The organism is Streptomyces hokutonensis, from assembly GCF_000376565.1.
GTDB classification, from domain to species: Bacteria; Actinomycetota; Actinomycetes; order Streptomycetales; family Streptomycetaceae; genus Streptomyces; species Streptomyces hokutonensis.
Genome location: NZ_BARG01000027.1, coordinates 53,309 through 65,792, shown reverse-complemented (window position 1 = coordinate 65,792; position 12,484 = coordinate 53,309). Strand labels below are relative to the sequence as shown.

13 protein-coding genes are annotated in these 12,484 nt (G+C 71.9%); 7 read left to right on the top strand and 6 right to left on the bottom strand.

Features of this window, described 5'->3' with window-relative positions; all coding sequences use genetic code 11:
- Positions 1-61 precede the first annotated feature (61 nt).
- Positions 62-1,057, bottom strand: coding sequence for a cation diffusion facilitator family transporter (locus SSP08S_RS15465; RefSeq protein WP_019068526.1), 996 nt, complete (start codon positions 1,055-1,057; stop codon positions 62-64).
- 105 nt (positions 1,058-1,162) lie between these two features.
- On the opposite strand from SSP08S_RS15465, the gene SSP08S_RS15460 reads away from it, so the two are divergent.
- On the top strand, positions 1,163-1,465 hold the full coding sequence (locus tag SSP08S_RS15460) for a DUF4235 domain-containing protein (RefSeq protein WP_019068525.1): 303 nt from the start codon (positions 1,163-1,165) through the stop codon (positions 1,463-1,465).
- Positions 1,466-1,486: 21 nt separating this feature from the next.
- Here the strand turns inward: SSP08S_RS15460 and SSP08S_RS15455 are convergent, their stop codons facing one another.
- Complete coding sequence (locus SSP08S_RS15455; RefSeq protein WP_019068524.1) at positions 1,487-1,873, bottom strand: VOC family protein; 387 nt, start codon at positions 1,871-1,873, stop codon at positions 1,487-1,489.
- A 177-nt stretch (positions 1,874-2,050) separates the two neighbouring features.
- On the opposite strand from SSP08S_RS15455, the gene SSP08S_RS15450 reads away from it, so the two are divergent.
- Entirely contained in the window at positions 2,051-3,493 is a 1,443-nt protein-coding gene (locus SSP08S_RS15450) for an FG-GAP repeat domain-containing protein (protein ID WP_019068523.1), read from the top strand.
- On the opposite strand, the gene SSP08S_RS15445 is transcribed toward SSP08S_RS15450, so the two are convergent.
- The gene (locus tag SSP08S_RS15445) at positions 3,459-4,214 is read right to left on the bottom strand and encodes a TetR/AcrR family transcriptional regulator (protein ID WP_019068522.1); all 756 of its coding nucleotides are present in this window, start codon (positions 4,212-4,214) and stop codon (positions 3,459-3,461) included. The two genes, SSP08S_RS15450 and SSP08S_RS15445, sit on opposite strands and share 35 nt — an antisense overlap.
- Before the next feature lie 134 nt (positions 4,215-4,348).
- On the opposite strand from SSP08S_RS15445, the gene SSP08S_RS15440 reads away from it, so the two are divergent.
- The 4 genes from SSP08S_RS15440 (at position 4,349) to SSP08S_RS15425 (ending at position 8,475) form a co-directional block, all read left to right on the top strand.
- Positions 4,349-5,839 (top strand): APC family permease, encoded by a 1,491-nt coding sequence (locus SSP08S_RS15440; RefSeq protein WP_019068521.1) that lies wholly within the window; start codon positions 4,349-4,351, stop codon positions 5,837-5,839.
- A 20-nt stretch (positions 5,840-5,859) separates the two neighbouring features.
- A complete protein-coding gene (locus SSP08S_RS15435; RefSeq protein ID WP_019068520.1) occupies positions 5,860-7,482 on the top strand; it encodes an amidohydrolase in 1,623 nt (540 codons plus the stop codon).
- Between the two features lie 70 nt (positions 7,483-7,552).
- Positions 7,553-7,915 carry a DUF1304 domain-containing protein gene (locus SSP08S_RS15430; RefSeq protein WP_019068519.1) on the top strand — a complete coding sequence of 121 codons (363 nt, stop codon included), beginning with the start codon at positions 7,553-7,555 and terminating at the stop codon, positions 7,913-7,915.
- Positions 7,912-8,475, top strand: a complete 564-nt coding sequence (locus SSP08S_RS15425) for a TetR/AcrR family transcriptional regulator (protein WP_019068518.1) — start codon at positions 7,912-7,914, stop codon at positions 8,473-8,475. Before SSP08S_RS15430 ends, SSP08S_RS15425 begins: the two co-directional genes overlap by 4 nt.
- Before the next feature lie 7 nt (positions 8,476-8,482).
- On the opposite strand, the gene SSP08S_RS15420 is transcribed toward SSP08S_RS15425, so the two are convergent.
- Together SSP08S_RS15420 and SSP08S_RS15415 are read right to left on the bottom strand one after the other, a co-directional pair.
- Entirely contained in the window at positions 8,483-9,313 is an 831-nt protein-coding gene (locus SSP08S_RS15420; RefSeq protein WP_019068517.1) for a hypothetical protein, read from the bottom strand.
- A gap of 58 nt (positions 9,314-9,371) precedes the next feature.
- The gene (locus tag SSP08S_RS15415) at positions 9,372-10,319 is read right to left on the bottom strand and encodes a GlxA family transcriptional regulator (RefSeq protein WP_019068516.1); all 948 of its coding nucleotides are present in this window, start codon (positions 10,317-10,319) and stop codon (positions 9,372-9,374) included.
- A gap of 71 nt (positions 10,320-10,390) precedes the next feature.
- Here SSP08S_RS15415 and SSP08S_RS15410 point away from each other — a divergent pair, with 71 nt between their 5' ends.
- Positions 10,391-11,341 (top strand): NADP-dependent oxidoreductase, encoded by a 951-nt coding sequence (locus tag SSP08S_RS15410; protein WP_043259476.1) that lies wholly within the window; start codon positions 10,391-10,393, stop codon positions 11,339-11,341.
- Between the two features lie 15 nt (positions 11,342-11,356).
- Here SSP08S_RS15410 and SSP08S_RS15405 read toward each other — a convergent pair whose 3' ends face one another.
- Positions 11,357-12,463, bottom strand: a complete 1,107-nt coding sequence (locus tag SSP08S_RS15405; RefSeq protein WP_019068514.1) for an NAD(P)-dependent alcohol dehydrogenase — start codon at positions 12,461-12,463, stop codon at positions 11,357-11,359.
- Between the last annotated feature and the right edge of the window lie 21 nt (positions 12,464-12,484).

The window sequence follows — 12,484 nt, the reverse complement described above, 5'->3', positions numbered from 1 at the left end:
GCCCGCGAGGAATTTTCTTGTTCCGAGGCGCATGAACCGGTGCCCGCCGGGCACCCGCCCTTCAGGCCCCGCCGCGCTCCCCCGTCGCGGCGGGGCTTTCCGCTGCCTCCCGCGCGGGCCGGTCGGTGATGTCGAGGAAGATCTCGCCGGTCTCGGACACGGCCCGGCCGAGCGAGCGCTTGATGCGCATGGACACCTCCTCGACCCGTTCGCTGTCCATGCCGGGCACCAGGTCGATCCGGGCGGCGACCATCGTCGAGTCGAGCCCCATCCGCATGGTGAACAGCGCTTCCACGCTGTCGATCTCGGGCTCCGCCGCCAGCAGGGAGCGGATCCTGTCGCTCAGCTCCGGGTCGACGGCCTCCCCGATGAGCTGGTCGCGGGCGTCACGTCCGAGGCGGTAGGCGACGTAGCCGAGCAGGAGGCCGATGGCGAGCGAGGCGGACGCCTCCCACACCACCTGGCCGGTGATCATGTGCAGCGCCATGCCGATGATCGCGAGGGTCACACCGAGCACGGCCGTGCCGTCCTCGGCGACGACCGTCCGCAGCGCGGGGTCGCGCAGCGCGTCCATGCCGCCGCCCTGGGCGCGTACCTGGTGCAGGGCCCGCAGCAGCGAGACGCCCTCCACGACGAGGGCCACGACGAGCACGACCAGGCCGACCGCATAGCCGGTGGACGTCTCCTCCGCGCCGTTGCGGAGGGCCTCGACCCCCTGGAAAACGGAGAAGCAGCCGCCCATGACGAAGATCCCGACGGCCGCGAGCAGTGACCAGAAGAACCGCTCCTTGCCGTACCCGAAGGGGTGGCGCCGGTCGGCGGGGCGGCGGCTGCGGCGCAGGGCGGCGAGGAGGAAGACCTCGTTGAGGCTGTCGGCCACCGAGTGCGCGGCCTCCGAGAGCAGCGCGGGCGACCCCGCGACCAGACCGCCGACGGCCTTGGCGGCCGCGATCACCAGGTTGGCGGCGAGGGCGACGAGGACGGTGACCCGGGTCTTCCGGTCCGTGGCACCGTCGGATTCCCGCTCTGTCGTACGGTCGGACGCTGTGTCGCTCATCTACGCCGACTGCCCCTGAGGGGGCTGCTCACACCCTCTACCGAACCCCCGGTTTCAATGGCACCGTCAGGGTGCCGACCGGCACGTGCGCAGAAGGAGACCCCCGTGGCCAAGAGCAAGAAGAAGAAACTCCCCCTCGTCTACCAGCCCGTCGGTCTCGTCCTGGGCATCGTGAGCGGCGCCCTCGCGGGGCGTGCCTTCCGGGCCACGTGGAAGGCGATACGGCATGAGGAGGACGCCCCCGATCCGCTGGACCGGGACCGCGGCTGGGGCGAGATCCTGTTCGCCGCCGCGCTCCAGGGCGCCCTGTTCGCGGTGGCGCGCAGCGCGGCGGACCGTACCGGCGCGAAGGCCATCGAGCGTTCGACCGGTGTCTGGCCGGCGAAGGACAAGGGCGGCCGGGAGTAAGGGAGTTGAGGGGCCCCAGCGCTATTCGGACGTCGTGGACGGTACCGGGCGCAGGGTGAAGGAGTGGCCGGCCGGGTCCGCGTACACGCGCTCCTCGTACGGGCCCGGCATGTCCTTGGTCTCCAGCGCGCGTCCGCCGAGGCCGATGATCCTGCGCTCCGCCTCGTCCAGGTCCTCCACCAGGAAGTCCAGGTGGACCTGCTGGTTGTTCTCGGCGCGGGGCCAGCTCGGCGGGATGGCTCCGGCGTCGCGGCGGAACGCCAGCCGGGTGCCGTCGGCGCCCCTGATCTCCACCTGGTCGAGCGAGATGTCCGTCTGTTCGCCGTCGAGCAACTCCGTGTAGAACACGGCGAGTTTCTCCGGCTCGACCGCGTCGAGCACGACGAAGCTTGCGTTGACGAGTGCCATGGTTCCTCCGAGAATTCAGGCGCGCAAGCGTCGAGTCCGGTTGCCACGCACCCAACGGGTATCCCCGTTCGGCCAGTTGATGCCGACGAGGCGGACGGTCTGCCGCGATCAACGAAAGCGCACCGACCGCACGGCTCCCCTGGTTCGGGTGTGACGGGGGATGCGAGAGTGGGGCGGATGAAGCCGCGTATCGCCGTAGTGACCCTCGCCGTCTGCACCGCGCTCGCTCCGCTGAGCGGCTGCGGGAGCGGTGAGGGCACCGCCGCCCGTGAACCGTCGGCCTCCTCCGACGGCGGCCCGAGCACGGCCGCCGCGAGCCGAACTCCCGCTCCGGGCAAGGGTTCCAAGGATCCCGACGACATCAACGGCGACGGATACCGCGACCTGGTGGTGCCGGTCGCGGTCGATGGTGGCGGGGCGGACGCCCCCGACGAACGGGTCGGTGTGGTCTACGGGTCGGCGAAGGGGCTCGACCCGTCGAAGCGCACGGTCCTGGGGCGCGGCGACCTGGGCCTGCCGGCGCCGGCCAAACAGCTGTTGACGCCGAAGGACTCGGTGTCCGCCGCGGACGTCACGACCGCCGATCTGGACGGCGACGGTTTCCCCGACTTCGTCACGTCCGTCCAGGGCTCGATGGTGTCGGACGGCAACGTTGTCGCGGCGCGTACCGTCCCGTACGTCACCTGGGGCGGGGCCACCGCGAAGGCCTCCGCCACGCCGGTTCAACTGCCGCAGAGCGCAAGCAAGTTGGGCATACGGTCCCTGGTGCGCGGGGACTTCGACGGGGACGGGCACCACGACCTCGCCGGCCTCGCGTACAACCACTCGTCGATGGTGGTGCTGTACGGCCCCTTCACCCGCTCGGGCAAGTCCGCCCGCACCGACACGAGCCTTCCCTGGGCCGACGGCGAACTGATCGCCGACGCCGTCGACCCGTCCGGCACTCCCCGCGCGACCTCGCTGCTGCTGCACGCGGTGAGCGACGGCGAGCAGTCCGGCAACACGCTCTACACGGCCCGGCGCGGTGTCCAACTGTCCGCTTCGACCAGGCAGTTGAGGAGCGGCAACGCTCACGCGTTCGGCGACTTCGACGGCGACGGACAGCGCGATGTGGCCGTGGGCGACGACGGCAGCCGTAACGACGAACCCGGTTACGAGACCGAGCCCGCCGAGGTCGACGGCTCGCTCGCCGTGTATCCCGGCGACGGCGGCGCCCCGGTGACATACCGACTGCCCGAGCCACCCGAGTCGGCGCGCACCGACTACGGGCCGGGCGGCTACGCGTCCGCCGATCCGGACGGCGACGGCCGGGACGGCATCCTGGTCGCCACGTACGAGGGCGCCACGCTCATCGACGGCACCCGGCGGACCACGGTCCTGCGCAACGGGCCGGCCACGGCGGACGGCACGCGGATCCCCGCGAAGTGGCGGCACGCCCGGCCCGTGGGGGCCGCCGACTTCGACGGGGACGGCAAGGACGAACTGATCCTGAACTGGGGTGCCGACGCCAAGTTCGGCTTCTACGGCGAGCCCGCCACCCGCTGGTGGATCACGGACGGCACGACGTCCGGGGACCGCGCCACGTTCACGACGACGGACTTCGCCCCGCGCTCCTCGTAGGCAGCGCCCGCTCCCCGGCCCGGATCTCGGCGAGCCGCGCAGCCGCCGCGCTCAGCAGCAGGTCCTGGGCCGCCGGGTAGGAGCTGTGCCGCATGGTGGCCACGAGATGGCGGGCCGTGGCCGCGATGTGCGGGTGCGTGTCCGCGGGCAACTGGGCGTACATCGCCTGCCATACGGCGGCCTCCGCGTCGCGGGCCGGCTTCGGCAGCGCCGTGTTCGCGGAGTCGAGGGCGCCGAAGGCGAGGGCCTGGTCGACGTAGGCGTGATAGATCCGCACCGCCTCGGTGTCGGGGAAACCGGCCCCGCGCAGCACTCCGAGGATCGTCTCCACGGCCTGGATCTCGTACACCCGCCCGGTCACCCGGTAGGAGCTGAGCATCGCCGCCCTCGGGTGCGCGAGGGCGCCCGCGTGCATGCGCAGGCCCAGGTCCCGCAGGTCGGCCAGCCAGTCGCCGGTGGGCCGCCAGGTGCGCAGTGTGCGGCCGATCAGCTCGTCGGCGACGGCCAGCATCAGGTCGTCGGTGTGCCGGAAGTAGCGGTAGAGGGAGCTGGGGTCGGCGCCGAGGGCGCGGCCGAGCCGGCGTACGGAGAGGGCCTCGGCGCCGTGCTCCTCGATCAGCCTCAGCGCGGTCTCGACGATCAGTTCCTCGGACAGGACCACGCCCTGCTTGGTGGGGCGTCTGCGTCGCCGGTCGGCGGCCGGGACGACACGGTCGCTCATCCGGCACCTCCTCGCTGCTCGGTTCCCGGTGTCCGCACCTTATGACAACACCGTTGACCTGTTAAGGGCCCGCGCAGTTTCATGTGCGTTCACCGGGGCCGTTCGGGCCCCCCGGTGCGAGCGGAGAGCACGCCATGATCGACACGCCACCCCCGTCGGGGCCCGCACTGCGCAAGTCCCTCGGTCTGCTGGACGGCGTCGCCATCGCCGCGTCCAGCACCGCCGCGACCACCAGCATCGGCATCGGTCTCGGCGTGACCGCCGGGGTGGTCGGGCTGCATCTGCCGGCCATCATGCTGCTCGCGTTCCTGCCGATCCTGGGCATCGCGGGCGCCTACTCCCGCCTCAACAAGGTCGAGCCGAACGCGGGCAACGGCTATGTGTGGGTGGGCCGTTCACTCACTCCGTGGCTCGGCTTCCTGGTCGGCTGGGTGAACATCGTCGCGACGATCGCGTTCCTCGCGTACACCACGGCGGTCACCGGCTCGGCCATGATCCAGCTCGCCGGAGAGGCCGGACTGCACCGGCTGGCCGGGCTCGCCCTCGACCCCGGCTCGACGGCGCAGACGACCGCCGTGGGCATCGTGGTCCTGGTCGCCGTCACCCTGACCGCCGTCACCGGCGTCCGCACCGCCGCCCGCCTCCAGACCGGACTGCTGATCTTCGAGTACGTCGTCCTGCTCGGCTTCTGCGGCTACGGCATCGTCACCGGCCCGCACTCCTTCAGCCTGAGCTGGTTCGACCCCTTCGCGATCCCCTCGGCGTCGGCGCTCGCGCAGGGCCTGCTGCTGTCGGTGTTCTGCTACTGGGGATTCGAGGCCGCGTTCACCGTGAACGAGGAGGTGCGCGACCCGCGCGACGCGTCCCGGGCCGGGCTGATCACCCTGGTGACGATGCTGGGGCTGTTCCTGCTCGGCTCGATCGCCTTCCAACGGGTGCTGTCCGAGGGCGAGTTGGCGGGCCACGGCGCCCAGGGCCTGGCCTACTTCGGCGACCGCCTCGCCTCCCAGCCACTGGCCGCACTCCCCCTGGTCGCCCTGATGTTCTCGGCGGTCGCCTCCCTCCAGGCCGGCGTGATCCCCACCGCCCGCGGCATGTTCGCCATGAGCCGCGACCGCACGCTCGGACCCGTCTGGTCCAAGGTCAGTTCGCGCTACGGCACTCCGGCGCTCGGCACCCTGCTGATCGGCGCGCTGGCGACGGCAGTTGCGGCCCTTGCGCTGGTGATCCCCCGCCTCGCCGACATGATCATGGCGACGGTGAACGCCGTGGGCATCGTCGTCGCCCTCTCCTACGCGCTCACCGCCCTCGCCGCCGCCGTACGCTTCCGCTCCCTCCTCCAGGAGGACTGGCGGCAGGGAATCCGCGCGGTGGTGCTGCCCACGCTGAGCGCGCTGGCCCTGCTGGGTCTCGGCGGCTACCTCGCCTGGTCCTTCTACACCTCGACCGACCACCTCGAAGTCAGCGCGGACAACGGCTGGTTCCTGCTGCTCACCCCGGCAGTGATGATCGCGTCGGGTTTCGTGGCCGCCGCCTGGGCCAAGTGGATACGCAAGTCGCCCTACTTCCAGTCCGGTCGGGGCACCGACGCCGACGCCCCGCAGTTGCTCGCCACCTCTTCATGACCCCCGCAAGGAAACGGACCATGCACGCAGACCTCCTCTTCACCAACGGCCCCGTCCTCACCCCCGAGGGCCGCACGGCGACCGCCGTGGCCGTCACCGGCGACCGCATCACGGCCGTAGGACATGACGAGGTGCACGACCTCGCCGGGCCGGGCACTCAAGTCGTCGATCTGGCGGGGCGGTTGCTGTTGCCCGGGTTCCAGGACGCGCATGTGCATCCGGTGCCGGCGGGGCTCGAGCTGACGCAGTGCGATCTGACGGGGGCGAAGACCGCGGCGGACACCCTCGCCGCCGTGCGCGCCTACGCGGACGCGCATCCGGGGCGGGAGTGGATCACCGGGGGCGGGTGGTCGATGGAGGCGTTCGAGGGCGGTACGCCGACGAAGGAGCTGCTGGACTCCGTCGTACCGGACCGGCCGGTGTATCTGCCCAACCGGGACCATCACGGCGCGTGGGTCAACAGCCGGGCCCTGGAGCTGGCCGGCATCACGCGGGACACACCCGATCCGGCGGACGGGCGGATCGAGCGGGACGCGTCGGGTGAGCCTGCTGGAACGCTCCAGGAAGGCGCGATGCAGCTCGTCGGCAGGCTCACACCACCGACCACACCCGCCGACCGGCTGGCCGCCCTGTTGCACGCCCAGCGGCATCTGCACGCGCTCGGCATCACAGCCTGGCAGGACGCGATCGTCGGGAAGTTCGCGGGGATGGCCGATCCGTCGGACGCCTATCTGACCGCCGCCCGCGACGGCTCGCTCACCGCGCGCGTGGTCGGCGCGCTGTGGTGGGACCGGGAGCGCGGGGCCGAGCAGATCCCCGAACTCGCGGAGCGGCGGGCCGCGTTGAGCCACGGCCGGTTCCGGGCGGGCAGTGTGAAGCTGATGCTGGACGGGGTCGCCGAGACCGGCACCGCCGCCCTCCTCGACCCGTACCTCGACAAGTGCGGCTGCGTCACGGGCAATCGGGGCACCAGCTTCATCGACCCGGACCAACTACCCAAGTACGTCACCGAGTTGGACGCGCTCGGCTTCCAGTGCCACTTCCACGCGCTGGGCGACCGGGCCGTACGGAACGCGCTGGACGCGGTCGAGGCGGCGCGGGAGGCGAACGGGCCGAGTGACACCCGGCCGCATCTGGCGCACCTTCAGGTGGTGCACCCGGACGACGTGGCGCGGTTCGCGCGACTCGGCGCGGTCGCGAACATCCAGCCGCTGTGGGCCGCGCACGAACCGCAGATGGACGAGCTGACGATTCCGTTCCTCGGACCCGAACGCGCCTTGTGGCAGTACCCGTTCGGGGCGCTGCTGCGGTCCGGGGCCACGCTCGCGGCGGGCAGCGACTGGCCGGTGAGCAGTCCCGATCCGTTGCAGGGCATCCATGTCGCGGTCAACCGGGTCGAGCCCGGAAGCACCGGGCCGGTGTTCCTGTCCGGCGAGCGGATCGGGCTCGCCGAGGCGCTCACGGCGTACACGGCCGGTTCGGCGTACGCGAACCATCTGGACGGCACCGGCCGGGTGGCGGCGGGCGCGCTGGCGGATCTGGTGGTTCTGGACCGTGATCCGTTCGCCGCTCCTCCGGAGGAGATCGCACAGACGCGGGTGGCGCTCACCTACGTGGGAGGCGCGGAGGTGTACGCGGCCTGAAGCGGTCACTGATGGACAGGTGTCCAGCTATAGTGGACACCTGTCCAATACGACGAGGGGTCGGCTGATCGTGGAAACGCTCGCGAACGTGCTGGTGGGCCTGGTGGCCGCGCTGCATCTGTACATCCTGGTGCTGGAGATGTTCCTGTGGCAGAAGAAGCCCGGGCGCGGCCTGCACGGCTTCGACCCCGAGATGGCGAGAGCCACCGCGCCGATGGCCGCCAACCAGGGGTTGTACAACGGCTTTCTCGCCGCGGGTCTGGTCTGGGGCCTGATCGCCGCCGACCCGACCGGCTTCCGCGCCCAGGTGTTCTTCCTGAGCTGTGTCGTGGTCGCGGGCGTCTACGGCGCGGTGACGGCGAACCGGCGCATCCTGTTCGCGCAGGCGCTGCCCGGCGCGCTGGCCCTGGCCGCCGTACTGATCGCCCGGTGAGCCGCGCCGAGCCCGAGGACCCGCGGGCCGCCCGCACCCGGGCACGGCTGCGCCAGGCCCTCCTCGACGAGTGCGCCGAACACCCCCTGGAGGAGGTCGGCGTCGCCGCCCTGGTGCGCCGGGCCGGGGTCGGCCGGGCCACGTTCTACGTCCACTACGACAGCCTGGAGGCGCTGGCGGTCGACGCCTGCGCGGACGTCGTACGGGACGCGGTGGAGGCACTGCACGCCTGGCGCGGCCGGCCCGACCCGGTGCACGCGCCGCCCGCGCTGCCGGAGTTCTTCGCCGGCCTCCTCCCCCACGCGGCCCTGTACCGCGCCCTGTTGAGCCCGGGCGGCGGTGGCCCGCTCGGCCGGGTCCTGCACCGGGACCTGCGCGCCTACAGCCTCCGGGAGCGCGAACTCGCGGGCGCGGCGGACGCCCCGCTGGTCGCCTCGGCCGTCGCCGGGACCTTCGGCGGGGTCCTGGCCGACTGGCTGCACGGGCTGTTGGAGGGCACGGCGGAGGAAATCGCCGACCAGGTATGGCAGTTGCTGGTCGCCCTGCACATGAGCCGGTGACAGCGGCTCACAGACAACCCTGACCGTCCTTCACCGACGGCCAGGCCTCCACGCCGTCCGGGGTGCGGACGTACGCCTTCGACGCGTCGGGCGTGAGCCACAACTGCCAGTCGTGGTACCGGTATCCGGTGTCGCGGGCGCTGGCCGGCATACGGACGTCACCGTCGTAGGGGGCGGTGAGCATCTCGGACGGGAGCACCTTATCCGGATCGCGGGCGTACAGCGTGCCCTTCCGGCCTTCGCCGGTCTGGAGGAAGTGCGCCTTCTGCCAGTCGCAGTGCGCGGCCCCGACCGAGCTGCTCACCACCGTGGTCGGCACGCGACGGCCGTCCCGGTCGGTCCAGATCTCGTATCCGCGCGCCTCGGCGAAGCCCGCCGGGAGTTCGGCCGGATCGCAGGAGGCGCTGCTCTCCGGGCCCCAACCCGGCCTGTTCTCACGGTCCTTGGCGACGACGACCGCGACCTTCGTGCGGCCGTCGACGTCGTAGGAGAACAGCACGCGCCCGTCCGACCTGCGCTCGACGCGGTAGCCCGTGCGCGGCACGTCCGGTTGCTCCATGTCGAAGTACGCCCGCAGGCCGCCCTCGGGAGTCTTGCCGCCGTCGCCCTTGCTCCAGGCGTCGGCGCCCCCGCTCTCGTACATCTTCCCGTCGCATTCCAGCGCCCGGCCGGCGGCACCCGACTTGTCGGAGCCGGTGGCCGGTACGTACAGCGGTCCCTTGTAGGGCGTGGCCGGCGGGGTGCCCGCGACCACCACGTCCTTCCCGTCCCCGCCGTCACCGCACCCCACCGCCGTCACGGCCGCCAGCACGGCGACCGCCGTGAGCCCTCTGCGCATGCCCTACCCCCTCGTGTGTCGTTCCTACGACGCACGGGCGGGCCGAAACGTTGGGGGTTCAGCGGGCTTCCTGGAACGTACGCCGGTAGGCCTGCGGGGAGACGCCGATCGCCGCGTGCAGATGCTGGCGCAGGGAGGCGCCGGTCGCGAAGCCGACACGGCCGGCGATCTGGTCGACCGACAGGTCGCTGGCCTCCAGCAGATCACGGGCGCGGGCCACCCGCTGCTGGATCAGCCAGCGGCCGGGGCTGAGGCCGACCTCGTCGTTGAAGCGGCGGGCGAAGGTGCGCAGGCTCATGCCGGCGTGGCGGGCCAGGTCGTTCAGGGCGAGGGGTTCGTCGAGGTGGCCGAGGGCCCAGTCGCGGGTGGCGGCGGTGCTGGTGGCGCTGGAGTCCGGGACCGGCTGCTGGATGAACTGGGCCTGGCCGCCGTCGCGGAAGGGCGGGACGACACAGCGGCGGGCGACCGTGTTGGCGAGTTCGCTGCCGTGGTCCGTGCGCACGATGTGCAGGCAGATGTCGACTCCGGAGGCCGCGCCCGCGGAGGTGAGGATCCGGCCGTCGTGGACGAAGAGCACGTCCGGGTCCAGCTCGACCTGCGGATACAGGGCCCGGAAGCGGTCCACGACCTGCCAGTGGGTCGTCGCGCGGCGGCCGTCGAGGAGTCCGGCGGCCGCGAGCACGAAGGCGGCCGTGCAGATCGACACGATCCGCGCGTCCGGGCGGATCCGGGCGAGCGCGGCGGCGATCTCGGCGGGCAGGCCCTCGGGGATGCGCGGGGTCGCCATCGAGGCGACCACGACCGTGTCCGCCGTCTCGAGGATCTCAGGACCGTGCTCCACCGCGACCGAGAAGTCGGCGTTGGTGCGCACCGGGCGGCCGTCGACCGTGCAGGTCAGCACCTCGTAGCGGCCGTCGGCGGCGCCGAAGATACGGCTGGGGATGCCCAGCTCGAAGGGGTAGACGCCGTCGAGCGCCAGGACCACGACCCGTTCCACATGCTGCATGGCACGATTCTATCGAAGGTTGGCCATCGTGCCATTTTCTTGTCGTGCGGGACCCGGCAGGCTCAATGACCATGAGCACTGTGAACACCATGCGCGTCATCACCCAGCACGTCCTCGGCGGTCCCGAGGTCCTCGAAGTCGCCGAGGTCGAACGGCCCGCGCCGCGCGCCAACGAGATCCTGATCAAGGTGCGGGCCGCCGGCCTCAACCCCACCGACTGGAAGCATCGCGCCACCGGCGGATTCCTCGGCGAGCCGCCGTTCGTCCTGGGCTGGGACGTCTCCGGCGTCGTCGAAGCCGTCGGTGTGGGCGTAGCCCGCTTCAAGGCCGGCGACGAGGTCTTCGGGATGCTGTCCTACCCGTGGGGCCACGGCTCGCACGCCGAGTACGTCGCCGCTCCGGCCCGCGCCCTCGTCCACAAGCCGGCCGCGGTCGACCACGTCCGGGCGGGCGCACTCCCCCTGGTCGCGCTGACCGCGTGGCAGGCGCTGGTCGAGAACGCCGATGTCCAGCCGGGCCAGCGGGTGCTGGTCCACGCGGCGGCCGGCGGGGTCGGGCATGTGGCCGTGCAGATCGCCAAGGCGCGCGGCGCCCATGTGATCGGCACGGCGAGCGCGGGCAAGCACGACTTCCTGCGCGAGCTGGGTGTCGACGAGGCGATCGACTACCGGGAGACCGACTTCGCCGAGGCCGTGAAGGACGTGGACGTGGTCCTGGACACGCTCGGCGGCGAGACCGGACTCAAGTCCCTGCGGGTGCTGCGGCCGGGCGGGGTCGTGGTGTCGATCATTCCGATCGGCAAGGACGACTTCCACGAGGAGGCCGAGCGGCTCGGTGTGCGGGCGGTCCGCATGCTGGTCGACGCCGACCGCGCGGACATGGAGGCCATCGCGGAACTCGTCGAGGCGGGGAAGCTGCGCGCGACGATCGCCGGGGCGTTCCCGCTGGCCGAGGCCGCCGAGGCACACAGGCTCGGCGGCACCGGCCGTACTGCGGGCAAGCTGGTGCTGACGGTCGACTGAGCAGGGGCCGATGCGTCAGAACGTGAGCACGGGCTTGATGGCCTTGCCCGCGCTCATGTCCCGTACCGCCTGGTCGATGTCCGCGAACGGATAGGTCGTGATCAGGCGGTGCAGCGGGAGCCGCCCCTCCTTCACCAGCCGCACGAGCGCGGGAATGAAACTCTGCGTCTCGCTGTCGCCGAGGGTGAGGCCCTCGATGCGCTTCCCGGGAATCAACCCGTTGACGTCCAGGGCGACTTCGCTGCCGAACGGCGGCGCTCCTACGACGACCAGGGTGCCCCGGGCGGCGAGGGCGTCGGCGCCCTGGCGGAGGACGGCGACACTGCCGGTGGTCTCGACGATGCCGTCGGCACCCTGTCCGTCGGTCAGTACCGCGAGGGTCTCGCCGAGGTCGGCCTCGCCCGCGTCGACGGTGTGGGTGGCACCCAACTCCTTTGCCAGCAGCAGGCGTTCGGTCACCTTGTCGACGGCGATGATCCGGGTGGCGGGGGTGAGGGCGGCGGCCATCACGGCGGACAGGCCGACCGCCCCGGCACCGAGTACCACGACCGTGTCGCCGAGCCGGGGCTTGAGGACGTTCCAGACGGCGCCGACCCCCGTCTGGACTCCGCACCCCAGCGGGGCGATCGACTCCAGCGGCACGTCCGGGTCGACCTTGACGAGGCTGCGCTCGTCGACCAACGCCCGCTCCGCGAACGACGATTGGCCGAAGAAGTGTCCGCCGAGGGGCTGTCCGTCCCGGCTGATGGTGCTGCTGCCGTCGGCGCGGCGACCGCCGATGAGGTTCAGCGGGAGCCAGGTCGCGCAGTAGGCGGGGTGTCCGCCCTGGCAGTTGCGGCAGTCCCCGCAGGATGTGAAGGACAGCACGACATGGTCGCCGGGTGCGACACCGGTGACGGCGGAGCCGACCTCCTCGACGACACCGGCGCCCTCGTGACCGAGAACTCCGGGGAGCGGGAAGGGCAGTCCGCCGCTCGCCACCCCAAGATCCGTGTGGCACAGGCCTGTTGCGACGACGCGGACGAGCGCCTCGTGCGGACCCGGCTCGGCCAGTTCGACGTCGGCGAGCGTGAAGGGTGCGCCGCCCGACTCGACGACGGCCGCGCGCGTGGTGGTGGACATCGTACGAACTCCTCTGTGTGC